This window comes from Leucobacter viscericola (assembly GCF_011299575.1).
Taxonomy (GTDB): domain Bacteria; phylum Actinomycetota; class Actinomycetes; order Actinomycetales; family Microbacteriaceae; genus Leucobacter; species Leucobacter viscericola.
On sequence record NZ_CP049863.1, the window covers coordinates 2,964,467 to 2,989,271 of the forward strand.

The window sequence follows — 24,805 nt, forward strand, 5'->3', positions numbered from 1 at the left end:
TTAGATTGTTGGGAATGAGTTCAGTGCGCTGAGGCGGTCGCCAGTTCGGCGGCAACCCGTTCACGCAACACGAAATGTTGAACTTTTCCGCTGGGGTTTCGAGGCAGCTCGTCGACAAAGTCGATGCGCCGGGGGCACTTGTAGATCGCGAGGTTCTCTTTCACGTGGGTCTTGATCGACTCGGTGATCTCTTCAGACTCGGCGACACCGTCGCGCAGCACCACAAAGGCATTGACGATGACACCCTTTGCTGGATCCGGCCGCCCGATAACCGCACACTCAAGTACCTCGGGATGCGTTTCCACAACCTCTTCGACTTCTGGGGCACCGATGTTGTACCCGGCCGCGATGATCATGCTGTCGGTGCGTGACTGGTAGAAGAAATATCCGTCCTCATCCCGCAGATAGGCATCGCCGGTTACGTTCCAGCCATTTACCACGTAGTTCTTCTGGCGCTCGTCGTTGAGATAGCGGCAACCGGTGGGGCCGATCACGGCGAGTCGCCCGACCTTGCCGGGCGGCAACTCGTTGCCGTCGTCATCGAGCACCGTGGCTCTGAATCCTGGGACCGCCTTACCCGTGGCTCCCGGACGAATGTCGTCGCCCGCCGCCGAGATAAACACGTGCAGCATCTCGGTGGATCCGATACCGTTCACGAGCTTGAGCCCGGTCGCCTCCCGCACGGCTTCGAACGTCTCCTTGTTCAGGTGTTCGCCAGCGGATACCGCGACGCGCAGCTTCGCGAGCTCGCTCGCCTTGCCCTCCTTGAGCGCCGTGCGGTACCCGGTTGGGGCTGTGTAGAACACCGTGACCCCAAAATCGGTGATGAGATCGGCCAGTTCCATCGGGCTTGCTTTCTCGAGAATCACCGAGCTGCCCCCTGTGCGAAGTGGAAACACGACGAGCCCGCCAAGACCGAACGTGAAGGCGAGTGGAGCGGTGCCAGCTGTCACATCGTCTGGTGTGAGCTTCAAAATGTGTTTGGCGAAGGTGTCTGCGTTCGCGAGAATGTCGCGGTGAAAGTGCATGGTGACCTTGGGCTCACCCGTGGTGCCCGAGGTGGCACCGAGCAGGGCTACGTCGTCGGCCGCCGTTTCAACGGCCGTGAACTCACCGCTCTTCATCGCGCAAGCCGCCAGAAGCGTGTCGTCGTCACCGCCGAGGATCGCGATGGGGGTGTCGCCAAAGACGTCCGGCATCTTCGACATTGCGCGGTGGTCGATGATGGCCACATTTGGGCGCAGCTTGTCTGCCACGTTACGCACCTCACGCTTGCGCCAGGCGACCATGGTTGTCGCGACGATGCCGCCCGCCTTGATGACGCCGAGCCAGCACGCGACCGTCCAGGCGTTGTTGGGGGAGCGGAGCAAGACGCGATTGCCCGGCTGCAGGCCGTAGTCTTCGGTCAGTACCTGAGCGACCTGGTTGGCACGTTTCTGCAGTTCGCCGTAGGTCCAGATCTCGGCACCCGGCACGCGGATGGCGAGCTTGTCGCGACCGAATTTGCGCACACCCTCGTCAATGAGTTCTTCGGCGGCGTTGAGCTTGGTGGGGTATTGAAGTTCTGGGAGTGTGAACTCGAAGGTTGGCCAGCTGGCTTGCTGGGGGAGGGATTCTCTGGCGAAGTGGTCGGTGTAGCCGGATGGGGAAAGCTCCATTGCTTATCCATGCTTCCTAATAGATGTGCGTGGCTGGTGGTGATGAGTGGTCGGCCCCGAAAGGGGCCGACCACTGCTCTAGGCGCGGCGGTAGCCTTCGAGCTCCGAGTCATCGACATCGGGCAGGTCGAACACAATGTTGTCGGGGGTGCGTGCGGTGAGCCAGATGAGCTCTTCGGTCACCGACATGTTGACCTCTACGTGGGGCATGAACGGGGGGACCCACACCCAGTCGCCTGCCTTCATGTCGACGTAGGTCTTGAAACCCTCGCCGAAGTAGATGCGACCGTTACCGCGCAGCACGTACCCGCCTGTTTCTGCTTCGCCGTGGTGGTGGGGCAGGGAGCGGTACCCGGGTTTGTTCGAAACCTGACCGAACCAGATCTTGGTGGCTCCGGTGTGCTGCGGGCCTACGCCGGTGACCCGAATGCAGTCGCCCGAAGACAGCGTTCGGGTGTCTTCCTCACCTGAACGAGTGACCTGGGGAACCTTGTCCCAGCGCAGATCTTGCTCGGCTGCAACCGCTGATGGTGATGACATAGTTACTCTCCTTTGAATTAATTACTGGGGGTGAATGCTCAAAACGAGACGGGTCTCTTCGTTGAGTGAATGTAATTCCATTTATGTCTTTATCGTGACGCTCGTCACGTAGAACGTATGTTGAAGATTACCTCTGTGACGCCCGGGTGTCAAAGGAAATCCTAAAAATTATGCATGGCGGATCATGCCCTCCTGCAGAACCGTTGCGACAAGGTCACCCTGTTCTGAGTAGAAGCGACCAAGATTGAGTGCCCGCCCGCCCTGTACTCCGGCGCTTTCCTGGGCATACAGGAGCCACTCGTCTGCGCGCGCCGGCTGGTGGAACCACATGCTGTGGTCGAGGCTGGCCGTGACGAGTCCTGGGGAGGACCAGTTCAGGCCGAGCGCTCGCAGTGAGGGTTCAAGAATCGTGTAGTCGCAGACGTAGCTGAGGGCGATCTGCTGCGTGCGTGCGTCGTCGGGTAATTTGTCAAAGGCGCGGATCCACACCCCCTGCTCGGCACTGTTCTCTGGTGAATGCGTGTACACGGGATTGGGTGCGTGTCGCATGTCGAAGCTGCGTCCGCGCGCCCAGTAGTCGCCCGCGGGTGAGGATGCCGCATCTCGCGCGTCGAGATAATCGGCGGAGCTTGGCAGGGTGCCCGGCGCTGGGTAGTTGGGGCAAGCGGGGGCATAGCTGTTGCCGTTCTCAGGCACCTGGAATGAGGCCGTGGTGATAAACACCACTTTGCCGCCCTGGTAGCCCCGCACGTGGCGCGTTGAGTAGCCGCGACCGTCACGCAGCAGCTCGACTTCGTAGCGCACGGGCTCGCCGATCTCGACGGGGCGCAAGAATGAGCTGTGCAGTGAGTGCAGCTCGCGATCGTCGCCGATCGTCGCGATCGCGGCGGCGGCGGCCTGGGCAACGGAATCGCCCCCGTAGGCCTTTGGCCACGGCACGTACTGCGGCATGACGGTGAATGCTCGGTCAAACACCTCGGGCGAGGTCTCTTTCAACTGGATCGCCGCGAGGAACCGCTGCGAATTAGCGTGATTCTCGCGGGTAATGGGGGGATGGCTCATCTCGTTCTCCTTTTACGTCGACTCGCTGGCTGACAACCGCATGCGGTTGCGCAACGTGCCGATGCCTTCGATGTGTGTGGTGAGCACCTCACCGTCGCGCAGCCAGCGCTGCGGACTCATTCCAAGCCCCACCCCACCCGGAGTGCCGGTCAGCACGATGTCGCCGGGGCGGAGGGTGGTGAACTGTGACACATAAGAGATGAGATCGGCTGAGTCGAACACGAGTTCTCGTGTGTTGCTCCGCTGTACAACCTCACCGTCAATATCTGCGCGGATCTCGAGCCCGTCTTTAGGGGAGATCTCGTCGGCCGTCACGATGACCGGACCGAGGGGTGTGGTGTTATCCCAGGCTTTGCCCTGGAACCACTGCAGCGTACGCGACTGCCAATCGCGAGCCGACACGTCGTTGGAAGCCGCGTAACCCAGGATTGCGTTTGCCGCCTCGACGGGAGTCGCGCGCTGGACCGAGGATCCGACAACGACGGCGAGCTCGGCCTCCCAGTCAACCTTGTGTGATCCCGTGATCGTGATGTCTGCATCGGGATCGGTCAGAGTGTCGGCAAACTTCGCGAACAGGGTTGGGAATGTCGGGATCTCACGCTTCGCCTCGATGATGTGGTCGTGGTAGTTCAGGCCGCAGCATACGATCTTCGCGGGGCGCTGAATGGGGGTGAGCAAGGCGGCCTCGTCTTCTGCGATGCGCTGGCCCGTGGCGCGCGCGCTGTCGAGCCCGTTTCGCCAGTCGGGGTTGGCAACGAGCGCGCCGACATCCGCTGCTTCGAGCAGAATCCAGTTGTCACCCTCGCGCAGGGCGGCCCTGGTCTGGTTGTCGGGCAGGCTGAGTGTTCCTAAGTGCATCATTGCTCCGAAAGGTAGGTGGGGTGGGGTTTTCGAGGGCGCGGCAAATCAAACCGCGCGAAAACAACCCAAGTATGTCAGACTGGTCACGAACGTCACAAGTACGAGATATCTATCTCAATCGATTCGGGTTTAGGGAATCCGTCACTACTCAAAGGAGACAGCGTTGTCCGCACAGGTCATTAACCCCCCGCAGCTCTGCAAGCCGGTTGGATTTGCTCACGGAGTAAAAGCCGGCCCCTTCGTTTACCTTGGCGGGCAGACCGCCCTAGACGCCGACTACAAGATTGTTCCCGGAGGGATCATCGAGCAGTTCGTGCAGGCTTTCGGTAACGTGCTCGCCACGCTCGAGCACGCAGGCGGCAAACCGAGCGATCTCGTTGACGTGACGATCTACCTCACCGACGTGGACGACTACCAGCGCAACGGCCGCGAGATCGGCAAACTCTGGCGTGAGATGGCCGGCACGGAGTACCCGGCGATGGCGGGTATCGGCGTGACGAAGCTGTGGCAACCCGAGGCGCTCATTGAGATCCAGGGTGTTGCCTACATCGCCGCTGATTCATAGAGGCTCGGTCTGCGTTGGCATTCTGACCACACGCCGCGGCGCACGATCTTAAGGCTGACTGTTTCTGAAATGATCACACCTGGATGACTGGGTTCAAACGTCGAGAACCCGGTCGGTTGAACTCCCGGTGAAATCAAGCAGAACAGGCCGCCAATGAGTCCCAGCACTTCAAGGACACTCCTTGTTACTCTCATCGGCGCGTTCGCGCGGCGAACCGGTGACTGGTTTTCAATCAAGGGTGTTGTTGCGCTGCTTGAAGAACTGGGGATTGACGACTCGAGCACCCGCACCGCCGTATCCCGCTTGAAAAAGAAGGGGTGGCTCGCTCCCGAAAAACGAGATGGTCGAAGCGGCTACCGGCTCACCGAACTGGCAAAACAGTCGTTCGCGTCTGGAGACGCTGTGATCTGGCATGCTCGACAGCCCGCGCGCCTTGAAGACGGCTGGTGCATCGCGACCTTCTCGGTGCCAGAGCAGCAGCGAGCCAAGCGGCACCTGCTGCGCTCACGCCTCGCGGCCCTTGGGTTTGGCAACGTCGGCCAGGGCTCTTGGATTGCCCCGGCCCGCATGACGGCGGATGCACTTGAGCTCATTGACGGGCTCGGGCTGACGGAGTACACAAATATTCTGGTGGGCCGCCACGCGGGTGGTCAGGATCTCGCGCGTATGGTTCGGGATAGCTGGGATCTTGAGGCGATTGAAGCGGGCTACCGCGACTACATTTCGCGACACCAACGCGACTTCCAAGCGCTGCTGCGACAGTATGACGGTGAGGTGCCGCCGCGTGAGAGCTACATTCACTATCTTCGCGCTCTAGACGACTGGCGTGTGCTGCCGATGCGTGATCCAGGTTTGCCGCGAGAACTGCTCCGGAGCGATTGGCCGGGAGATCCTGCCACGACACTCATCGAAGAAATCGTGTTGCAGCTCGAAGCGTCAGCCCTCGAATACGTGCGCGAGACGCTCGCGAGTTAGGCTCTGGAACTAGTCAACGCTCGCTAGGCCACGCGCGCTGCAATATCGCTGCGGTGTTGGGATCCCTCGAGTTCGATCTTGCCCACCGCCTCGTAGGCTCGGGCGCGGGCCTCTGTGAAGTCTGCGCCGCGCGCCACTACACCGAGCACACGACCACCGGTTGCGATCCACTCGCCATCCGTTCCGCGGGCCGTCGCGGCGTGCACCGTGTGGACGCCGGGAACCTGAGCCGCCTGGCTCAGCCCGCTGATCACGCGGCCAGTGGTGACATCGCCGGGGTACCCCTCACTCGCGACCACAACGATGACCGCGGGATCCGCAGCGAACTTCGGCTCAGGCTGCTCGGCGAGCGTACCGTTTGCCGAAGCCAAGAGGTACTGGCTGAGCGGTGACTCGAGCCTCGCAAGCACAACCTGAGTCTCGGGATCGCCGAAGCGCGCGTTGAACTCGATGACACGCACACCCTTCTCTGTCACGATGAGGCCGCAGTAGAGCAGTCCGATAAAGGGAGTGCCCTCGGCCTCAAGCTGGCGGACCGTTGGGAGCGCCACGGTGCGGGTGATCTCTTCAACGAAGTCAGCGGGAACCCAGGGGAGCGGGGAGTAAGCACCCATGCCGCCGGTGTTCGGGCCCTCGTCGCCGTCGAAGATGCGCTTGTAATCTTGCGCCGGGCTGAGCGCGACAACGTCGTGGCCATCCGCGAAGAAAAAGAGTGACACCTCTTGCCCGTCGAGAAACTCCTCGATGAGCACGTCGCCGTGCGGCGCCCATGTCGCGACGTGATCCAGCGCTGCCGCCCGATCCTCCGTGACCAGCACACCCTTGCCCGCGGCGAGCCCGTCAGCCTTTACGACGTAGGGTGCTCCGAACTCATCGAGCACGGCACCGGCGGTTTCGACGGAGTCCACACGAGCAGCGCGGCCCGTCGGCACTCCTGCTGCGTCCATGATGCGCTTCGCGAACGCTTTCGAGCCCTCAAGCGCAGCTGCATCTTGATTCGGGCCGAACACCGGAATGCCGGCGGCCCGCAGCGGATCCGCAACCCCTGCGACGAGTGGCGCCTCGGGGCCGACGACTACGAGGTCGAAGCCGCGATCCTGCACGAACGCCGCGACCGCCGCGGGATCCGTGTACGCAAGCTCGGGGGTCTCCACCCCGCTCGCGGCAATACCAGCGTTACCGGGAGCGCACACAACTTCGTGGCCAGCCTCCTCAGAGATCAAAGAGAGAACGAGGGCGTGTTCGCGGGCACCCGGGCCCAGCACGAGGATCTTCACCGCTCCAGGATACTGGTTTGTGTCGGTGGGCGTGGATCGCGTGTTGGGAGACCCCTCGTCAGTGTCGGTCCGCCGGATTATGATGGGCACATGGCTCTCAACTGGAAGCTTGTCATTGACTGCCGGGAACCGAACGTGCTCGCCGAATTTTGGGCGGCCGCGTTGGAATATCTGGTGGAGGATCCGAGCGCGCTCATTACGCAGTTGCGTACCGCCGGTCAGCTGCCCGATGCAGCCGTCGTTGACTACGGCGGTGGGCAGCGGTTTGCGGGGCTTGCCGCGATCAGGCACCCCGAAGATCCCTTTAATGAGCTCAGTGGTGTTGGCCAGGGGAGACGCATTCTGTTCCAGGAAGTTCCCGAAAAGAAGGTCGTGAAGAACCGCCTGCACATCGATGTGCACGGCGGCGACGGCACTCCTGAGGCGCTTGAGGCTCTTACCGTGCGGCTTGAGTCGCTCGGCGCTGAGCGGCTGAAACTGGTCGATCAGGGCCCGGCGGGTCGCTGGTGGGTTATGCGCGATCCTGAAGGAAACGAATTCTGTGCTGCTTAGCAGCGCCACGATTGACAGGGGCTGCACGAGTGGCAAAACGTAAGATCTCGATCGAGGACGGCCAGGCGGCGCTTACCGCGGTTGTGGCGGGCGAGGGCGGTCGCAGTAACTTGGCGACCGCGGTGCGCTTTTTGCTTGAGGATCTTGCAGAACTTGCCCCGGGTAATTCGGTCGAGGTGAGGGTGCCACCCTTCGGCGCGACGCAGTGCGTTCCCGGGCCGCGGCACACGCGCGGCACCCCTCCCAACGTAATTGAGATGGACCCCGAAACCTGGATCGCGCTTGCGACGGGAACCCTGGAATGGAGTGATGCGCTGGGTGCCGCACGGGTGATTGCTTCAGGATCGCGCGCAAACCTTGACGGGCTTTTGCCGTTTGTGCGCCCGCGCGTCTAGGGCCTGTCCATTTGCCCAGCCGCAAGCTGCGAGAATAGAGGTATGAGTATGTCTGATCCCGCGGCTGAACCGGTCGAATCTGCTGATTTCGACGGTGAAGAGGCTGCGCCGGAGCCCGTTGTAGAAGCATCCGAGGTCGAGGTGACCCTGCAGCGTTCTGTGCGTGTCGGTCGGGTTATCGTCGGCGCTGCAATTGCTGGCGCGATCATTGCTGCGCTTGCGGCCTTGTTCTTCCCGATTGATGAGAAGTCCGACTACACAATGGGGCAGGTCATGGGCTTTTCGGCTCTGATCGGTGCGGCGATCGGACTGGGTATCGGTGCACTGCTCGTGCTGATTCTGAACGCCGCGGCAAAACGGCGACGCGGAACCGGGGTCGCTATCCAGTCTGACGTGCGATAATCGCACCATATCCGATCGAACGGAGTCTAGATCATGCTGCAAAACCTCGGGGGCTGGCACCTTCTTGTCATCGTGTTTATCGTCCTGCTGTTGTTTGGTGCACCCAAGCTGCCGGGCCTGGCTAAGAGCCTTGGTCAGTCGATGCGAATCCTGAAGAAGGAAGTCTCGTCGGATAACACTGAAAAGACCGAGGGTTCAGCTGCTGCGGCAGATGTTGCACCCGCGGTTGCCGCAGAATCACCCGTTCCTGCACCGGCTCCGGAGCAGGCCACAACCAAGGATCCAAACGCTGACGTGCGATAATGGGCAGACCTCTATGATCGGAGCGATCCCGTAATGTTTGGAAACCTGTCAGGGCCGACGATGTTTGTCATCCTGTTCATCGTGCTTCTGTTGTTTGGTGCACCCAAATTGCCGGGCCTGGCTAAGAGCCTGGGGCAGTCAATGCGAATCCTGAAGAAGGAAGTTCGCCCCGACGACGCAGCCAAAGCTGGCGAAGAGCCAAGCGCGGAAAAGCCCGACGCCGAAAAGCCCGGCAGCGAAAAATAGCAGCTTGAGCCGCGGCGTCTAGCCTTGCCGCGGCTTAGCTTTCTTGCGTCGCCTCGACCCAGGCGAGGTACTCGGAGTCGACATTGCCCGCGGCATAGACGCCGGTGAAGCAGCTCTCTTCGAGTTCGGTGACCTCGGACTGACCGTCGAGAATCGCGCGATTCATGCCCTCGACGGTCTGGTAGATGAGATGATCCGCACCGAGTTCGGCTGCAATCTCTGCCGGGGTGCGGTTGTGCGCGATGAGCTCGTTGCGCGACGGCATGTTGATGCCGTAGACGTGTGGGTGCGTGACCGGAGGCGCAGCCGAAGCGAAGACCACGGACTTGGCGCCGGCGGCACGGGCCATCTCGACGATCTCGCGTGAGGTGGTGCCGCGCACGATCGAGTCGTCCACGATCAGCACGTTTTTGCCCTTGAACTCGACGCTCATCGCGTTGAGCTTCTGGCGCACGCTCTTCTTGCGCACTGCCTGGCCGGGCATGATGAAGGTGCGGCCGACGTAGCGGTTCTTGAAGAATCCCTCGCGGTAGGGGATCCCGAGTTTCTGCGCAACCTGCATTGCGCTTGGCCTCGCTGAGTCGGGGATCGGCATGACCACATCGATGTCGAGGTCCGGGAGTTCGCTCTGGATCTGCTCCGCGAGCACATCGCCGAGGCGCAAACGGGCGTCGTAGACCGAGATGCCGCTGAGTACGGAGTCGGGGCGCGCGAGGTAGATGTACTCGAAGGCGCAGGGCAGCAGGCGCGGATTCTTGGCGCACTGCCGCGACTGCATCGTGCCGTCGGGGGAGATGAGGATCGCTTCGCCTGGCTCGACATCGCGCACGATCTCGTACCCACCAGATTCCAGTACGAGTGATTCGGAGGCCACGACCCAGTCTTCGACACCGTTTGCGTCGGTGCGGCGACCGAGAACGAGCGGGCGGATCCCGAATGGATCGCGGAACGCGAGAAGGCCGTAACCGGAGATCATGGCGATCGCGGCGTAGGATCCCTCGACCCGGTCGTGCAGACGCGACACCGCACCGAAGACCTGGTCGGCGTCGAGCGAGAGGCCCGCGATCCCAGCCTGCAACTCGTTCGCAAGAACGTTGAGCAGCAGCTCGGTGTCGGAGTGGGTGTTGAGGTGGCGGCGATCCACGTTGTAGAGGTCTGCCGTCAGCTCGCGGGTATTGGTCAGATTGCCGTTGTGTACGAGGATGATGCCGTACGGTGCGCCAACGTAAAACGGCTGGGCCTCTTCTTCGCGCTCGGCCGATCCGCGAGTCGCATAACGAACGTGGCCGAGGCCGACGTTTCCGGTCAGCCGGCGCATGTCGCGGGTGCGGTACGCCTCGCGAACCTGGCCCTTGGCCTTCACGATCTGGAAGAAGTCGCCGTCGAGCGTAGCGATGCCGGTCGAGTCTTGACCTCGGTGCTGCAGTAGGAGCAGGGCGTCATAGACCTGCTGGTTGACGGGCTCGGACGAGACAATACCAACAATGCCGCACATGCTTTGTGAATAGCTCCCTGGGAGATGGGTAGGCGCCGCGCCGACGCACCACAATAGTTTCCCACACTCGGGCTGAGTGTGTTGACTCGAAATTACATTTATTACAGTTCGAATCGGCATCCGGCGGCAGGGTACGCTGGTGGAGTGACTGAGAACGCGTCGATCTATGCCCAATCCGGAGTCGATACCGCGGCGGGCGACCTCGCCGTCGAGCTAATGAAGTCTGCGGTGTCTCGTACCCACGGCCCCGAGGTGATCGGTGGTGTGGGCGGATTCGCCGGCATGTTCGATGCCTCCGCCCTGCTCGGCTACAAGAAGCCGCTGCTCGCGTCATCGACCGACGGCGTCGGCACCAAGGTAGCGATCGCGCAGGCAATCGACAAACACGACACCATCGGGCAAGACCTAGTGGCGATGGTCGTTGACGACATCGTTGTTGTTGGTGCGAAGCCGCTCTTCATGACCGACTACATCGCGTGCGGCAAGGTTGTGCCGCAGCGCATCGCTGACATTGTGCGAGGGATCGCCGAGGCCTGCGAGGCTACCGGTACTGCGCTGGTCGGTGGCGAGACGGCCGAACACCCCGGGCTGCTCGGTCCCGATGATTACGATGTCGCGGGTGCCGCGACCGGTGTGGTCGAGGCCGACCGGATGCTCATGCCCTCACGCGTGCAGGACGGCGATGTGGTACTCGCAATGGGCGCTTCGGGGCTGCACTCGAACGGGTTCTCGCTCGTGCGACACATTCTTTCGGAGCGGGGCATCGGCTACGAGCGGCACAGCGCCGAACTCGGCGCGAGCTACGGTGAGGCGTTGCTGACACCGACGGCTCTCTACACGTCGCCGCTGTTGCGAGTGCTTGAGGACCCCGCACTCGATGGTGCGATCCACTCACTGAGCCACGTGACCGGCGGCGGCATCGCGGCGAACCTCGCTCGTGTGCTTCCTGTCGGTTCGTGGGTCGAGCTGGATCGCGGCACGTGGTCTCCTCTCCCTGTATTCAGGCACCTCGCGGATCTCGGTGGGCACTCACTCGAGTCGCTTGAGGGGGCATGGAACCTTGGTGTTGGCATGTTCGCAGTGGTCGCCGCTGATCGCTCAGCCCACGTCGCCGCAGCGCTGACCGCCGAGGGTCTCGACACCTGGGTAGCCGGTACGGTCTCGACCACGCCGCGCGACTTCGCGGGTTTCGAGCAGGGGGCAAAGGGCGTCGACGGTGGCGCGGTGCGCCTTGTCGGGGCCTTCGCCGAGTAGCGACTCGCACGCGCCAACGGGGCAAGAAAGGGTGAGATGAACCCATGACTACGGAAGTGGACAGCACCGCGCTTGCTGTTGCCGTCTGTCGCGCAGTGGAGACGAGTCGAAGCGACGGGCTCATTCGAGATCCGTTCGCCGCAAAACTGGCTGAGCCGGGCGCAGGCCGCTTTCCGAGCAGCTGGCCTGCCCGCCCAGAAGATGCCTCGCCGCTTGACCAGCCCGCGCTGCTCGCAGCCGTGTATATCGGGCTGCGCACGCGATTCATCGATGATGTTATCGCGAGCAGCGCAGCATCACAGTGCGTGATCCTCGGAGCCGGCCTCGACACGAGGGCTTATCGGCTGGAGTGGCCGGTGAGCGCGACAGTTTTCGAGCTGGATACGCCGGCAACACTCGCCTATAAGGAGCGGGAGCTCGCTGGGGTCGGGCCGAGGGCAAAGCGGTGTGCTCTGGGCGTGGACTTGCGACATAGCGACTGGACGGGTGAGCTGCTCGGTGCCGGGTTTGATCCTGAGATCAGCACCGTGTGGGTGATTGAGGGGCTGTTTCCTTACCTCGACGCGGCGGCCCAATCGGCTGTGTTGCGCGGCGTTGTGGACCTGTCTGCCGTGGAGTCAACGGTGGTGATTGAGCGCGCCGTGCCGCTGACCCAGGGGCCAGACCTCGACGACAAACTGGAAGCGTTCGCCGCGCAGACGGGCATGTCGATCGCAGAGATTCTCGCCCGCACGAACCCGCCAGATCCTGCGGAGCTGCTCCGTGTAGCGGGATGGATCGCTGGGAACACGGGAGTTGATGAGCTGCAACGGCGCTACAGTCGGATTCTCTCGCTCGATCCCCACGCAACCGAGCCAACAGGATCAGCGGGGCGCGGGGGTTTTGTGGTCGCGCACTTTGCGGCCACGTGACGGGCAGGAGCCAGGGCCTAACCCTGTGTAATTAACGCCGTAGCGATGACCGCGACGCCTTCGCCGCGTCCGGTGAAGCCGAGGTGATCAGTGGTGGTGGCGCCGAGACTGACCGGAGCCCCGACGAGTTCTGACATGACCCGTTGCGCCTCGTTGCGGCGGGGGGCGAATTTGGGTCGCTCACCGATGATCTGCACCGACACGTTGCTGGGTTGCCAGCCGTGCTCGGCGAGGCGCTTGAGCGCGGCCGTGATGAAGCCGGTACTTGCGGCATCTTTTGTGTCGGGATCATCGACCCCAACGAGGCCACCTATGTCGCCGAGGCCTGCCGCGGAGAGTAGCGCGTCGACGATGGCGTGGCACACGGCGTCGCCGTCGCTGTGCCCCGCCAGACCTGGTTCGCCAGGCCAGTCGAGGCCCGCCAGCCTCAGCGGCGCTGCCGGGTCGTAGGCGTGCACGTCAAACCCCGTGCCGACGCGGATCATGCTTCCTCCGTGAGACCGACCACGTTCGCGGCGAGAAAGAACTCGAGGATCCGCAGATCGTCGGGAGTTGTGAGCTTATGCGCGCGCATCTCGCCGACGACCGTGCGCACACGACCACCCGCGCGCTGCACGACCTCGGCATCGTCGGTTGGAGGATCCGTGTGCAACTGCGCTGTGGCGTGAGCCGCGGCAAGCGTTTCCCGAGGGAACCCCTGGGGTGTCTGCACGGCCACCAGGGGGGCGCGGTCGATCGTTTCGTGCACGATGCCCTCCGCGTCGACGCGCTTGAGCGTGTTAGCGATGGGAAGCGCGGGCACGACTGAATCGCCAGTCCGATGCACCTCGCTAATGACTCTTTCGAAGAGTTCGGCGCTGGCAAACGGGCGTGCTGCGTCGTGGACCAGGACCGTGTCGACCGATTCTGGCAGAGCGTCGATGCCAAATCTGACCGACTCGTGACGTTCTCTGCCGCCGGGCACGACCGTGACTGACCAGGAGGCGTCGGGCTGCACGACGCTGTCGATGAGGTCGAGAGTCTGCGCGGCGCGATCCTCGGGGACAACGACAACGAGGTGCCCCGGATGGGGGAGCGACGTGGCGACCGCGATCCCGAACTCGATCAGGGTGCGGCCGCGCAGCTCGACGAACGCCTTGGGGGCCGCGGCCCCGAGGCGTTCACCCCGGCCAGCCGCAACAAGCACAACCCCGAGCGTGGGGAGTGTGTGCGGTGTTGCGCCGCCGCTCTGTTCGGTGCTCAGTGCAGAACCAGTCATGTGCCTAGGGTACTCGGGGTTCGGTCGAAGTCGCCGCAGCAAAAAGAAACGCCCCGCACAAATGTGCAGGGCGTTTCACGTTAGTCTCCCACTACGGGGTGGCAAGCACCTCGTCGAGAACCGCGTTGGCCTTGTCTTCATCCGTCTTCTCAGCGAGCGCGAGCTCGGAGACAAGAATCTGGCGGGCCTTCGCGAGCATGCGCTTCTCTCCAGCGGAAAGTGAACGCACCTCTTGATCTCGACGCCACAGATCGCGTACGACCTCGGAAACCTTAATCACGTCTCCGGAAGCCAGCTTCTCAAGATTCGCCTTGTAGCGGCGCGACCAGTTGGTCGGCTCTTCGGTGAAGGGCGCACGTAGCACCTCGAACACACGCTCGAGGCCTTCCTGATCAATGACGTCACGCACACCAACTAGGTCGCAGTTCTCCGCGGGTACCTCGATGGTGAGATCGCCTTGATTCACCTGCAGCTTCAAGAAAAGTTTCTCTTCGCCGCCAAGTTTGCGTTTCTTCACCTCGATGATCTTGGCTGCGCCATGGTGGGGGTAGACAACGGTCTCTCCGACCTCAAATTGCATCGAGTGGCTCCTTTACAGTCCAGCCACTAGAATACCACAGCTCTCCGGTATTGGGTTAGGATTACCTAAGCTGCGCTGGTTGTGTGCTCACAGATAAGATGAATATCAGACTGTGGTCGCTTCCCGCGGCCCATCTTACGTATTTACGGCTCGGAGGATCACCTTGAAGATTCGGATCGCCTCGTCTATCGCACTCGCGGCGGCTATTGCACTCGGTGCATCCGGCTGCACCCTGATTGCGCCACAGGCAACGCTCATCCCTTACGCACCCAGCGATGGCGTCGACGTCACTGTCGATGGCGTGAACGTGCGTAACCTGATGTTGATCGCTGACGAGACTGGCGAGAACTTCAACGTTGTCTTCAGCTCGGTGAACCTGACCGACCAGGAACACGATCTCACGATCACCTTCACCGGCAAGGGCTCGGAGACGGCTCGCGCTGAGTTCACGATCCCCACCGGCAACACCCGCTTCGGCAACCCCGATGGCGCCGAGGTTCCCGTACTCGTCTCGATTCCGGGCCTTGAGGCTGGTCAGACAGTCGACGCATATTTCCAGACTCCAAAGTCTTCAGAAAAGCAGCAGTTCATCCCCGTGCTGAACGGTGAGCACAAGGAGTACGCGGCTTACGTGCTGCCCGCTGACTTCGGCAAGAAGAAGGACGACGCTTCGGAAGCGGCTAAGAAGCAGGCTGCCGAAGACGCCAAGGCAAGCGACACCAAGATTAACGATGACAACAGCACTGAGAGCGACTCCAACGAGTAGTCACACAGTGTTCAAAACGCCCATCGGACATGTTCCGGTGGGCGTTTTGTGTTGTCGGGCGGATCCGTGGCGATCCTGCAAACGTCACCCGAAGCGGTACCCCACGCCTCGTACCGTCGAGATGAGTGTTGGCTTTGACGGTTCCTCTTCAATGCGAGCCCGGATGCGCTTGACGTGTACATCAAGGGTTTTGGTGTCACCGTAGTAGTTGCTGCCCCATACTCGGTCAATGAGCTGGCCGCGGGTCAGCACTCGCCCGGAGTGCCGCATGAGCATCTCAAGCAGTTCAAACTCGCGCAGTGGCATCGCGACCTCTTCTCCCCGCACGGTCACCGCGTGACGCTCCGTGTCGAGGCGCACACCGAGCTCGTCGAGCACCTGTGAGTCGACGGATGGCGCGGCCGAATCGTCAACGGGGGCGGACGCGGGGCGCCGCAGGGAAGCCCGAATGCGAGCGAGCAGTTCTCGTGTCGAGTACGGCTTTGTGATGTAATCATCGGCCCCAAGTTCAAGCCCGACAACGATGTCTATCTCGCTGTCTTTTGCGGTGAGCATGATGATCGGTACCTGGGAGGTGAGTCGGATTGCGCGGCAGACCTCGGTCCCGGGCAAGCTCGGCAGCATCAGGTCAAGCAGCACGAGGTCGACCGGGTTGGCCGCAAAGGATCGAACTGCTTCTGCGCCGTCGTCAACAACGGTCACTCGGTATCCCTCGCGCTCAAGAAGAAACGCGAGCGGCTGCGAGATCGATTCCTCATCCTCAACGAGCAGAATGTGCTGTGGCATGGGCAAGATTCCTTCTACTGATCTGACGAGGGATTGGGGCGTTCGGAGATTTTGGCGGCGGAACTCTTCACGATACGACGCGCCTTCTTAACGCGCTTCGCAGATTTTGGAGAGATGCCGGAGTTCGAATCAATGACGGGAAAATGGAGCGTGAAGCTCGAGCCAACATCGGGCTGCGACCACACGTCAATGTCGCCGCCGTGTGCACGCATAGTGTGCCGCGCGATACTGAGACCCAATCCGGTGCCGCCCTCGCCGCGCGTGCGAGCGCCGTCGATGCGATAGAAACGCTCGAAGATGCGAGTGAGGTGCTCCGCAGGCATGCCCGCACCCTGATCGGTCACGGTCACCAGAAAGTTGTCTTTATCGAACGACATGCCGATCCCGACCCTGCCGCCCTCTGGCGAGTGTCGGATCGCGTTGCTGAGCAGGTTTGCAACGGCCGAGCCAAGTGAGGTTGGGCGGCCGAGGATCACTGCCTCGCGCGTCAGATCAGCGTCGTCGGTCACAACAAGCTCGACGCTGTTCTGCGTCGCAAACTCGCGGTGTGATTCGACCTCGCTGCGCACAAGGTCGCGGAGGTGCACTCGTTCGCGATCCTCGGGTCGCAGTATTGATTGCGCCTCAGAAAGCTGAATCACGTCGCGAGAGAGCTCGCCCAAACGGCGTGACTCTTTGACAAGACTTTTTGCGAAACCCCGCACAATCTCGGGCTCGCTCGCCGCCTGTTGCACGGCCTCCGCGAGGAGCCCGATCGCTGCGATGGGGGTCTTTAGCTCGTGGCTCACGTTTGCGATGAAGTCTCGCCGCATGGCGTTTACCCGTTGTTCTTCGCCTATATCTTCGGCGAGAACGACCACAAAGCGGCGCTGCAGGCGCACGATATGAATGCGTACGGTATCGCCGGGATCGCTCGGATCCGGCTCGTGTGTGTCGGGCATGCCCGTGGTCATGACGTTTCTCACCCGCTGCAAAAACGCGGAGTCGCGCAGTTCTTCACCGCTGATGTGCTGCTCTTGGCGAGCCGTGGGGTTGGCGTACACAGCGGTGAGAGAGGAATCGAGGATCACCGCAAACGTTTCGACCTCGTCGAGAATTGAGGTCGCGATCTCCGGCAGCTCCGGCCGCATCTCAGCGGAGCGACGTCGACCAGCTGCCCTGGCGCTGACTATGGCTGTGGCGGTTCCCGCTCCAATGGCAATGCCGAGCGCAACAGAGGCGAGCACGAGCGCGGTCGGATCCATGCCTTTATCGTAGGGTGCTTATTCGAGTGGAAGAGTAGAGTTCAACATTTGTTCACCTAGTGGTGTGGCGCGGTTCACGAGAACGGCCCACACTTGAACCAGTGCGCACTGGCGCAGTTTAGGCGCCGCTGGCGCAGCAGAAACGAGAGAGGAGACCGCATGCGTGAGGTCTTTCAGCAGTCACTTCGTGAGGTACAGGATCGCCTGGTAGAAATTGCCAGCCTTGTTGAGTCGTCGATTACCGCAGCCACAACGGCGTTTGGCGAGTCGGACGTGGCGCTCGCTGAGGGGGTCATTGATAACGCGGACGAGATCGAAGAGATGGCGGCAACGCTTGACCAGCTCGCGATCGATATTCTCGCCAGGCAGCAGCCGGTCGCCTCAGATTTGCGCCTTGTTGTGGGCGCGCTGCGCATGAGCGCCTCGCTCGAGCGGATGGCAGACCTTGCGCAGCACATTGCGCAGCTGGCGCGCTACCGGTACCCCGAGAGCGCGATCCCGAAGGGGCTGAAAAAGACGTTTGCGCGTATGGGAGCCCTCGACGTTGAGATGGCTGGCAAGATTGTTGAGCTGCTTCGAACGCAGGAAGCCGCCGTCATCGATGAAGTACGTGATCTCGATGACGACCTCGACGAGCTGCACGCAAAGGTGTTCGAAAAGGTGCTGAGTGACAAGCTCGCGAACGATCCTACGGGTGTCGTCGACGCGACGCTTGCGAGCCGGTACCACGAGCGGTTCGGGGATCACGCGGTGAGTGTTGCAAAGCAGATGCAGTTCTTCTTGAGCGGAACGCTGGAGTAAACATCCACACACGTCATCATGCCGAGGCCCGCGATAGGCTGTGAGCGTGAAACAACGCATCTACGACTCGCGCGCACAGGAGATCGTCGAATTCACCCCGCGGGTGGCCGGCGAGATTGGCATGTACGTGTGTGGGCCGACGGTGCAGTCAGAATCGCATATCGGGCACTTGCGCAGTGCGCTCGTCTACGACCAGATGCGGCGATGGTTTGCTGCGACCGGGCACCGGGTCACCCTGATCCGCAACGTCACCGACATCGATGACAAGATCCTCGAGAAATCTCAGCAGGGTCAGGCGGCTGGCGGGTTTGAGGAGTGGTGGGCTCTCGCGTATCGAATCGAGCGTGAGTTCACGGCTGCCTACGAGGCGATTGGTGTGCTTGCGCCGACCTACGAGCCTCGCGCAACCGCGAATATTCGCGAGATGATTGCGCTGATCGAGCGTCTCATCGAGCGCGGTCACGCGTATCCGGCAGCTGACGGTTCGGCGAGTGTCTATTTCGACACCGCGAGCTGGCCGGAGTACGGGGCCCTGACGAGGCAGAAGCGCGACCAGATGGAAGACGCCGCTGACTCTGAACCCGTTGGCAAACGTGACCCCCGTGATTTTGCGCTCTGGAAGGCGCATCGCGAGTCTGAGCCGGATACCGCAGCTTGGCCTTCACCCTGGGGCCTCGGTCGCCCGGGGTGGCACATCGAGTGCTCCGCCATGGCATCGCGCTACCTCGGCGGAGAGTTTGATATTCACGGCGGGGGACTCGACCTGCGTTTTCCGCACCACGAGAATGAGATGGCACAGTCCACCGCTGCGGGCTACGGGTTCGCGCGGCACTGGATTCACAATGGCCTCGTCAACACCGGCGGCCAGAAGATGTCGAAGTCGCTCGGCAACTCGCTGTTTGCATCGGAGCTCTTGCAGGCCGCGCGGCCCATTGTGCTGCGTTACTACCTGGGTTCGGCACACTACCGCTCCGTGCTCGACTACTCGGCGGAGGCGCTCGAAGAGGCCGAAACCGCGTTCAGTCGCGTCGAGAGTTTTCTCGATCGCGCCTGGCGATTTGTGGTTGAAACCCAGGCCAACCCCGTCGCGGGTGAGGCCCACGCGGCGCTCTACTTGGGGGCGCACAACGGCTCGACCTCGAGTGAGGCTTTGCCAGATGCCTTCGTCGCGGCTATGCTTGACGACTTCGGCGTTCCGCAGGCGCTCGCGGTGCTTCACGGTGCTGTGCGGGCAGGCAACACGGCGATTGATGCGGGTGACGCCGACGCCGTACTCGCTCGCGCGGGCGAGGTAGTTGCGATGCTTGATGTGCTGGGAATTGACCCTCGCTCGGAAGAGTGGGGCGGATCCTCAACATTCGAAGCAAGCGCCGGGGGAGAAACTGCGGCGCTCGACGCCCTCGTGGGTGCGCTTATTGAGCAGCGTGCCCAGGCCCGCGTAGACAAAGACTTCGCCACGAGCGACGCGATCCGAGATCGCCTGCTTGAGGCTGGAATCACACTTGAAGATAACCCAACCGGAACACGCTGGAGCCTGACATGAGCAATAAAAGCAATCGCACGGGAGCCGTGCGCAAAAAAGGACTCGGCAAGGGCGTAGGTTCTGGAGGGCAGGGCCGCCAGGCTCTTGAGGGTCGCAAAGCGACCCCGAAGGCTGAGGATCGCCCCTACCACCCCGCTGGTAAAGCGAAGGCGGCGAAGGAGCGTTATGAGGCCGCCAAGAAACGCCATATGGCTGGCGGTCCCGATCGCGGTGGTCAGCGCGGCGGCAGCAAAAAGAACGATGATTCAGAGTTGGTAACCGGGCGCAACTCGGTTGTTGAAGCGTTGCGCGCCAAGATTCCTGCAACCACGCTCTACATCGCTGCACGCGTCGAGATGGATGATCGCATGCGCGAGATCCTTCGCCTTGCAACGCAGCGGAATATTCCCGTGCTCGAGATCATGCGTCCCGAAATGGACCGGATGCTGGATCGTGACAGTGTGCACCAGGGTGTAGTGCTGAAGGTGCCGCCCATGGAGTACGCCCACCCGATGGACGTGCTTGATGGGGTGCTCGACCGCGACGGCAATCCGTTGCTTGTTGCGCTCGACGGTGTGACGGATCCCCGCAACCTCGGCGCCATCATTCGATCGGTTGCCGCGTTCGGTGGCCAGGGCGTCATTGTGCCGCAGCGTCGTTCGGCGGGACTGAACTCCGCTGCATGGAAGACCTCTGCTGGCGCAGCCGCGAGAATTCCGGTCGCCATGGCCTCGAACCTGACGCAGACGCTCAAGGAGCTAAAGAAGCGCGGAGTGTTTATCGTTGGGCTTGACGGTGACGGCGACGTGTCGCTGCCCGGTCTCGAGCTTGCTGATCGTCCACTGGTGCTCGTGATTGGTAGCGAGGGCAAGGGCCTCTCCCGTCTTGTTACTGATACCTGTGACGCGGTGGTGTCGATCCCGATCTCTGCTGCAACAGAGTCGCTGAACGCTGGAATCGCTGCGAGTGTCGCCCTGTATGAGATCGCAAAACTGCGGGACGAGAGCGCTTCATAGCACTGTGAGGTCGGTGGCTCGCCAGCGCTGATGCAGGAACTCTAGCCGAATCGCAACCGCGGTTGATCGAGCCTCCGTCTGCACGACCACCGTTGCCTCAGCAACGCGGTTCGATAGCTGACTCAGGTGGACTTTGCCCGGGATCGGAACCAGCCGGCGATCGTCGCGGTACAGCGAACGCCGCTCGGTCCAGGCCGCACGGCGTGAGGTGAGTTGTTCAACGACGCCCCGGGTGATCCAGGCTCCCAGTTGAGCAATTGTGCGAGAACCGTCGAGCGCCTCGTACCCGTAGATGGCGAGCTTTTGGACCATGCGGGAGTCGGGTGGCGGGATGTCACCAGAAACCGACGGCTCATGATCTCTGGCGCTCTTCAAGCTGGGTAGAGCGTGTAGGTGGCGCCCGGAACTGCGCGCTTCTGTTCTGAGCTCGGGGATAGGTTTGAGCGCGAGTGATCCCCTCGTAACGTGCACTGACATAACAGAACCTTTCTTGCTTTTCTGTGACCCCAAGTGATTGATGGTTTGTTCTTTTTGTGAATAACCTGTGAAGATTAACCATAAAACGTTTGCCCTGATGGTCGTCAAGATCGCCTGTGCATAGGTCATTTATGCCGTGTCTGAAGAGTGCAAATTGGAGGCTCATCGCCCTCGCGAGTGCCCTAGGCTTAACTCGTGGCAACTTTGAGGAATCTTGCGGAAAAGTACTCGTCTCTCAGTGAAGAGGAGATCGAGTGGCTTGAGCTGCTCAACCTCGATTGGCAATTGCTTGCAGACCTTGCGCTCAGCGATGTGGTGCTCTGGGTGCCCACCTCAGACGATGGGTACCTTGCGGTCGCTCACAGCCGCCCGGCAGGGTCCGTGACGCTGTTTTATCGCGACGTTATTGGTGATTTTCTCCGCGCTGACTGGCGTTCGCTCGTCGATGAGGCGATGGAAACCGAACAGCCAGCCGTCTCGACCTCTCCTGCTTGGTATGAGGAAAACCCCATGCGGCTTGCCGCGTACTCGGTGAACCGGCGAGATAGTTCAGGGCAAACGCTGGGCCCCTTCGCCGTGATCACGGTGCACACCAGCGTTGCCGACACCCAAAAGGCCTCTCGAATTGCCGCGGCGTTTCGTGAGGTGTCTGAAGACCTGTTTGGCATGGTTCAGCACGGCGAGTTCCCGGTCCCCGGAAATACCCGGGGTGGCGAGCAGGGATCCCCGCGTGCCTCCGACGGACTTGTGCGGATCAACCTGGATGGGATCGCAACCTTCGCCAGCCCGAACACCCAGACCACGTTTTACACAATTGGGTTCCGCGACGAAATCGAGGGCGAGGACTTCTCGGAGGTCATTGCAAATGTGGTGAAGGGGCAGTTCGACACAAACGAATCCCTGCCGCTGATCGCACAGGCGAAAATTGCAAAGCGCGTGGAGATTGAGGCGGGTGGTCGAATCATCACCCTGCGGTCGATCCCCGTAACTCGCGATGGCCAACGGGTCGGTGGTGTTGTGCTCACGCGCGATATCACGGAGCTGAGGCAGCAGGCCCAAGAGCTCGTCACTAAAGACGCCACTATTCGCGAGATTCACCACCGCGTCAAGAACAATCTGCAGACCGTTGCGTCGCTCTTGCGCGTACAGGCTCGCCGCGCGCGCAGCGAGGAAGCCAAACAGGTGCTTGGGCAGGCGATGCGCCGTGTCGCTGCGATCGCGGTCGTGCACGACACCCTTTCGACCGGACTCTCACAGATCGTCGACTTTGACGTTGTGTTTGACCGAGTGCTGGGCCTCGCGGCCGAGGTTGCAAGCTTGCACGGCACCACGGTTCACCCGCGCAAGGAGGGCAAGTTCGGTGAGCTGCCCTCTGAGTACGCGACACCGCTTGCGCTTGCGCTCACTGAGATCGTAACCAACGCTGTGGAGCACGGCCTTGCGGGGCGCGAGGGTGAAGTGATCATTAACGCAAACCGCAGTGACGAGCGTCTCGCTGTTGAAGTTATTGACAACGGCACGGGGCTTCCCGGCGGCACCGTTGGTGACGGACTGGGCACTCAGATCGTGCGCACCCTCATCGAGGGGGAGCTCGGCGGCTCGATCACCTGGGGGCCCGACGCGGGCGGTGGGACCCGGGTGGCGATCCAAGTGCCGCTGCACTGGATCTCCACCCAGACCCGCGAGATGCCGCGCGTAAAGGTCTAGCGACGGCGGTTTCGGAGTAGCACCGCGGTGCCAACCCCGAGCAGCAGCAGGCCGAGCCCGATGACGGTTGCGGTGATCCACGTTGTTGCATCGGGTAGCCCCGGGTAGAGCGTGCGCTGCGCCACGTATCCGCAGAAGGCGAGGATCAACGCGCCCCAGACAATGGGACCTGTTCGGGGCCTCGGCTGTTGCACAGCTGTCTTCTTGTGGGGCTCAGAAATGGGCGGATTGGGTGCCGTGGGCGAGGGGTAGGTCTGGTTCTGCCCCAGCGGTTCGGTGGGTGCCGTAGGCGTGGGTTCTTGATCCGGAACCTGGTTCGCCGGTTGTGGCTCGGTGTTCACTGTGCTGCCTCCAGCTCTAGGTCTTTGATGTCTTGTTTGAGCTGAGTACGCTCTGCCTCGAGCCTGTTGCGGTTTGTGCTGCTGAGCCCAGGCTCATCAAGCTGCCACTCGACGGTAGCGAGCTTGTCTTCAAGCTGCTCAATTTTTTCAGAGGTGCGCTGGCTTGGTTTTTCTGTGGCTCGAGGCACCGTTGGTTCGATCTTGGAGACGGTGGTCCCGCTCGGATCCACAACCTTCACGTTACCGGCGAGCAGGTACACGGTGACCTTCATAACTGGGGCGGAACTGCCCCCGTTCGAGTTGAAGTTTGCCGTGATGGTTTTGCCGAGAAAGGGGCCGGCGGCATTGAGTTTCGTGTCGCCCTGCTGCTCCGTGATGTTCCCCGCGAGCACCCTGACATCCACGGACGTGGGGCGGTCCTGCGGAAGTGTGACCGTCGAGTTTCCGGCGAGCTGCCAGATCACAAACTCGTCCTTTTTGTCTGACGCGGACCGAGTATCTTTGGCGTCATCGAGGTGGCTCAGGTCTAGTCGTGTGCTGCCCGCGATCAGAACGGCTCCTGGAGAGGCCGTACCGTCGAGGTCCATCGTGCCGAACGGCTGGAACTGGGTGCCCCACGGGAGGATCGACGTGAAGATCAACGTCACAACGCCACAGGCGGACAGAAACCCGATCCACCCGGTATTGCGGCCTCGAATTCCCGCAATGATCAGTGAAACCGCGAGCACTGCGAGAGCAGCGACTAGCGCCGCGACAGCTGTGCTGCCGGGGATCGCCATTACGCCACCAATGCTGTTCGCCCAGAGTGCGGTGATGCCTCCGGCGAGCAACGCGAGCGCGAGGGTGATCGTGATGTGCGCTGCTCCGAGTTTTCGGGCCTCGTGCTGTTCCGCGTAGCGCGCACTCCAGTCGTCCGCGCGCTTGCCCAGATCCTGCCCCCAGGCGTCGGCTTTTTTGCCGAAGTCTTGGCCCCAGGCGTCGGCCTTTTTGCCGAAGTCGTCGCCCCAGTTGCGCGCTTGCTCACCGAACGGTGCGGATGATCCTGCCGTCCACGCGGAGCCGCGTCCAGCTGAGTCTGCTGTCCACTGCTGCTGTGCGCTGTTAGCGGTTGCTTCAGCGGTGTCCGGTTGCTCCGTGGTGGGAGGGGCGTCAGAAGGAACTGATCCTGATCCCGCTGGTGCTGCGGAGGCACCGGGCGCTTCAGCTGCGTTTTCAGCGTTACCGGAGTGTGAGTACCCCGCTTGCTGCTTTGCTGCCTGTTCACGAGCGAGATGTTCTGCGCCTCGGGCTCGCATCGTTCGTGAAATCCAGATGGACGCAAACACGATGATGGCGATCCAGACAATCCAGGTGATCGTGCCAGATAGCCAACCCGGAAGTCCGAACACACCCCAGGGAGCGATGGCCCAACCGAAGGCGCTAGGGGTGAACAGATTGAGCAGTGCTGGAATGGCCATCAGGGCCACCGCAACTACTGCGACGATCGTCCACCCCTCTGCTCGCCCCCGGAACAGATCCTCCAGACGGATCCGACCGGTGAAATCTGGCAATAGCAGCCAGCCGGCGAGGTAAAGAAGAACTCCCGGACCGCCAAGCAGCGCGAGAACGACGAAGATGCCGCGAACGATCAGCGGATCGATTCCCGCCTTTGCCGCGATGCCCCCGGCGACACCGGCGAACCAGCGATCAGAGCCGCGGGTAATGCCCAATCCGCGAATCCAAGCGAAGAAACCGCCTGTGGGTGGAGGGGGAGACTGGGGAGCTGGGTCGGGAGTTGTATTCATGTTTCAAGTCTGTCGAGTCGGCAAGCC

The 24,805-nt window shown here is 61.9% G+C and carries 28 protein-coding genes; 14 read left to right on the top strand and 14 right to left on the bottom strand.

Translation table 11 applies throughout. The annotated features are described in order from the left end of the window. Positions 1-20: 20 nt before the first annotated feature. From G7068_RS12760 to G7068_RS12775, 4 genes are all read right to left on the bottom strand, one after another. Entirely contained in the window at positions 21-1,658 is a 1,638-nt protein-coding gene (locus tag G7068_RS12760) for an AMP-binding protein (RefSeq protein WP_166292310.1), read from the bottom strand. 78 nt (positions 1,659-1,736) lie between these two features. Next, positions 1,737-2,198 (bottom strand): cupin domain-containing protein, encoded by a 462-nt coding sequence (locus G7068_RS12765; RefSeq protein ID WP_166292311.1) that lies wholly within the window; start codon positions 2,196-2,198, stop codon positions 1,737-1,739. A gap of 168 nt (positions 2,199-2,366) precedes the next feature. Then, the gene (locus tag G7068_RS12770; RefSeq protein ID WP_166292312.1) at positions 2,367-3,260 is read right to left on the bottom strand and encodes an acyl-CoA thioesterase; all 894 of its coding nucleotides are present in this window, start codon (positions 3,258-3,260) and stop codon (positions 2,367-2,369) included. 12 nt (positions 3,261-3,272) lie between these two features. Beyond that, positions 3,273-4,121, bottom strand: coding sequence for a fumarylacetoacetate hydrolase family protein (locus G7068_RS12775; protein WP_341873747.1), 849 nt, complete (start codon positions 4,119-4,121; stop codon positions 3,273-3,275). Positions 4,122-4,284: 163 nt separating this feature from the next. Here G7068_RS12775 and G7068_RS12780 point away from each other — a divergent pair, with 163 nt between their 5' ends. After that, positions 4,285-4,686 (top strand): RidA family protein, encoded by a 402-nt coding sequence (locus tag G7068_RS12780; RefSeq protein ID WP_166292313.1) that lies wholly within the window; start codon positions 4,285-4,287, stop codon positions 4,684-4,686. A 153-nt stretch (positions 4,687-4,839) separates the two neighbouring features. After that, complete coding sequence (locus G7068_RS12785) at positions 4,840-5,661, top strand: PaaX family transcriptional regulator (RefSeq protein ID WP_166292314.1); 822 nt, start codon at positions 4,840-4,842, stop codon at positions 5,659-5,661. 23 nt (positions 5,662-5,684) lie between these two features. On the opposite strand, the gene purD is transcribed toward G7068_RS12785, so the two are convergent. Next, positions 5,685-6,938, bottom strand: coding sequence for a phosphoribosylamine--glycine ligase (gene purD / locus G7068_RS12790; RefSeq protein ID WP_166292315.1), 1,254 nt, complete (start codon positions 6,936-6,938; stop codon positions 5,685-5,687). 90 nt (positions 6,939-7,028) lie between these two features. On the opposite strand from purD, the gene G7068_RS12795 reads away from it, so the two are divergent. From G7068_RS12795 to G7068_RS12815, 5 genes are read left to right on the top strand one after another with little or no spacing between them, the layout of a single operon-like run. Further along, positions 7,029-7,490: a VOC family protein gene (locus tag G7068_RS12795; protein ID WP_166292316.1), complete on the top strand. Its 462-nt coding sequence runs from the start codon at positions 7,029-7,031 to the stop codon at positions 7,488-7,490. A 29-nt stretch (positions 7,491-7,519) separates the two neighbouring features. After that, positions 7,520-7,885, top strand: coding sequence for a sterol carrier family protein (locus tag G7068_RS12800; protein ID WP_166292317.1), 366 nt, complete (start codon positions 7,520-7,522; stop codon positions 7,883-7,885). Positions 7,886-7,927: 42 nt separating this feature from the next. After that, entirely contained in the window at positions 7,928-8,287 is a 360-nt protein-coding gene (locus G7068_RS12805; RefSeq protein ID WP_166292318.1) for an MFS transporter, read from the top strand. A gap of 33 nt (positions 8,288-8,320) precedes the next feature. Further along, positions 8,321-8,590 (top strand): twin-arginine translocase TatA/TatE family subunit, encoded by a 270-nt coding sequence (gene tatA, locus G7068_RS12810; protein ID WP_166292319.1) that lies wholly within the window; start codon positions 8,321-8,323, stop codon positions 8,588-8,590. Between the two features lie 33 nt (positions 8,591-8,623). Next, positions 8,624-8,836 carry a twin-arginine translocase TatA/TatE family subunit gene (locus tag G7068_RS12815; protein ID WP_166292320.1) on the top strand — a complete coding sequence of 71 codons (213 nt, stop codon included), beginning with the start codon at positions 8,624-8,626 and terminating at the stop codon, positions 8,834-8,836. 34 nt (positions 8,837-8,870) lie between these two features. Here the strand turns inward: G7068_RS12815 and purF are convergent, their stop codons facing one another. Continuing rightward, positions 8,871-10,331, bottom strand: a complete 1,461-nt coding sequence (purF, locus tag G7068_RS12820) for an amidophosphoribosyltransferase (protein ID WP_166292321.1) — start codon at positions 10,329-10,331, stop codon at positions 8,871-8,873. 144 nt (positions 10,332-10,475) lie between these two features. On the opposite strand from purF, the gene purM reads away from it, so the two are divergent. After that, positions 10,476-11,585 (top strand): phosphoribosylformylglycinamidine cyclo-ligase, encoded by a 1,110-nt coding sequence (purM, locus tag G7068_RS12825; RefSeq protein WP_166292322.1) that lies wholly within the window; start codon positions 10,476-10,478, stop codon positions 11,583-11,585. A 44-nt stretch (positions 11,586-11,629) separates the two neighbouring features. After that, on the top strand, positions 11,630-12,496 hold the full coding sequence (locus tag G7068_RS12830; RefSeq protein ID WP_166292323.1) for an SAM-dependent methyltransferase: 867 nt from the start codon (positions 11,630-11,632) through the stop codon (positions 12,494-12,496). 17 nt (positions 12,497-12,513) lie between these two features. Here G7068_RS12830 and ispF read toward each other — a convergent pair whose 3' ends face one another. The 3 genes from ispF to G7068_RS12845 form a co-directional block, all read right to left on the bottom strand. Further along, positions 12,514-12,981, bottom strand: coding sequence for a 2-C-methyl-D-erythritol 2,4-cyclodiphosphate synthase (gene ispF / locus G7068_RS12835; protein ID WP_166292324.1), 468 nt, complete (start codon positions 12,979-12,981; stop codon positions 12,514-12,516). Further along, on the bottom strand, positions 12,978-13,754 hold the full coding sequence (gene ispD / locus G7068_RS12840; RefSeq protein WP_166292325.1) for a 2-C-methyl-D-erythritol 4-phosphate cytidylyltransferase: 777 nt from the start codon (positions 13,752-13,754) through the stop codon (positions 12,978-12,980). The genes ispF and ispD overlap by 4 nt, the downstream gene beginning before the upstream one ends. 91 nt (positions 13,755-13,845) lie before the next feature. Then, positions 13,846-14,334: a CarD family transcriptional regulator gene (locus tag G7068_RS12845; RefSeq protein ID WP_166292326.1), complete on the bottom strand. Its 489-nt coding sequence runs from the start codon at positions 14,332-14,334 to the stop codon at positions 13,846-13,848. A 163-nt stretch (positions 14,335-14,497) separates the two neighbouring features. Between G7068_RS12845 and G7068_RS12850 the strand changes: the two genes are divergently transcribed. Continuing rightward, the gene (locus tag G7068_RS12850) at positions 14,498-15,100 is read left to right on the top strand and encodes a DNA modification methylase (protein ID WP_166292327.1); all 603 of its coding nucleotides are present in this window, start codon (positions 14,498-14,500) and stop codon (positions 15,098-15,100) included. Between the two features lie 84 nt (positions 15,101-15,184). Here G7068_RS12850 and G7068_RS12855 read toward each other — a convergent pair whose 3' ends face one another. Continuing rightward, complete coding sequence (locus tag G7068_RS12855) at positions 15,185-15,886, bottom strand: response regulator transcription factor (protein ID WP_166292328.1); 702 nt, start codon at positions 15,884-15,886, stop codon at positions 15,185-15,187. Between the two features lie 14 nt (positions 15,887-15,900). Further along, positions 15,901-17,130 (bottom strand): sensor histidine kinase, encoded by a 1,230-nt coding sequence (locus G7068_RS12860; protein WP_166292329.1) that lies wholly within the window; start codon positions 17,128-17,130, stop codon positions 15,901-15,903. Between the two features lie 159 nt (positions 17,131-17,289). Here G7068_RS12860 and phoU point away from each other — a divergent pair, with 159 nt between their 5' ends. From phoU to rlmB, 3 genes are read left to right on the top strand one after another with little or no spacing between them, the layout of a single operon-like run. Beyond that, the gene (gene phoU, locus G7068_RS12865) at positions 17,290-17,931 is read left to right on the top strand and encodes a phosphate signaling complex protein PhoU (protein WP_166292330.1); all 642 of its coding nucleotides are present in this window, start codon (positions 17,290-17,292) and stop codon (positions 17,929-17,931) included. Positions 17,932-17,977: 46 nt separating this feature from the next. After that, a complete protein-coding gene (cysS, locus tag G7068_RS12870) occupies positions 17,978-19,474 on the top strand; it encodes a cysteine--tRNA ligase (protein WP_166292331.1) in 1,497 nt (498 codons plus the stop codon). Further along, positions 19,471-20,469, top strand: coding sequence for a 23S rRNA (guanosine(2251)-2'-O)-methyltransferase RlmB (gene rlmB / locus G7068_RS12875; protein WP_166292332.1), 999 nt, complete (start codon positions 19,471-19,473; stop codon positions 20,467-20,469). Before cysS ends, rlmB begins: the two co-directional genes overlap by 4 nt. Here the strand turns inward: rlmB and G7068_RS12880 are convergent. Further along, positions 20,464-20,946, bottom strand: coding sequence for an Rv3235 family protein (locus tag G7068_RS12880; RefSeq protein WP_166292333.1), 483 nt, complete (start codon positions 20,944-20,946; stop codon positions 20,464-20,466). The genes rlmB and G7068_RS12880 overlap by 6 nt on opposite strands. 195 nt (positions 20,947-21,141) lie before the next feature. Here G7068_RS12880 and G7068_RS12885 point away from each other — a divergent pair, with 195 nt between their 5' ends. Then, entirely contained in the window at positions 21,142-22,653 is a 1,512-nt protein-coding gene (locus G7068_RS12885) for a sensor histidine kinase (protein WP_166292334.1), read from the top strand. On the opposite strand, the gene G7068_RS12890 is transcribed toward G7068_RS12885, so the two are convergent. Next, complete coding sequence (locus G7068_RS12890; RefSeq protein WP_166292335.1) at positions 22,650-22,994, bottom strand: hypothetical protein; 345 nt, start codon at positions 22,992-22,994, stop codon at positions 22,650-22,652. The genes G7068_RS12885 and G7068_RS12890 overlap by 4 nt on opposite strands. Next, a complete protein-coding gene (locus G7068_RS12895) occupies positions 22,991-24,778 on the bottom strand; it encodes a PspC domain-containing protein (RefSeq protein WP_166292336.1) in 1,788 nt (595 codons plus the stop codon). Before G7068_RS12895 ends, G7068_RS12890 begins: the two co-directional genes overlap by 4 nt. Positions 24,779-24,805: the final 27 nt, after the last annotated feature.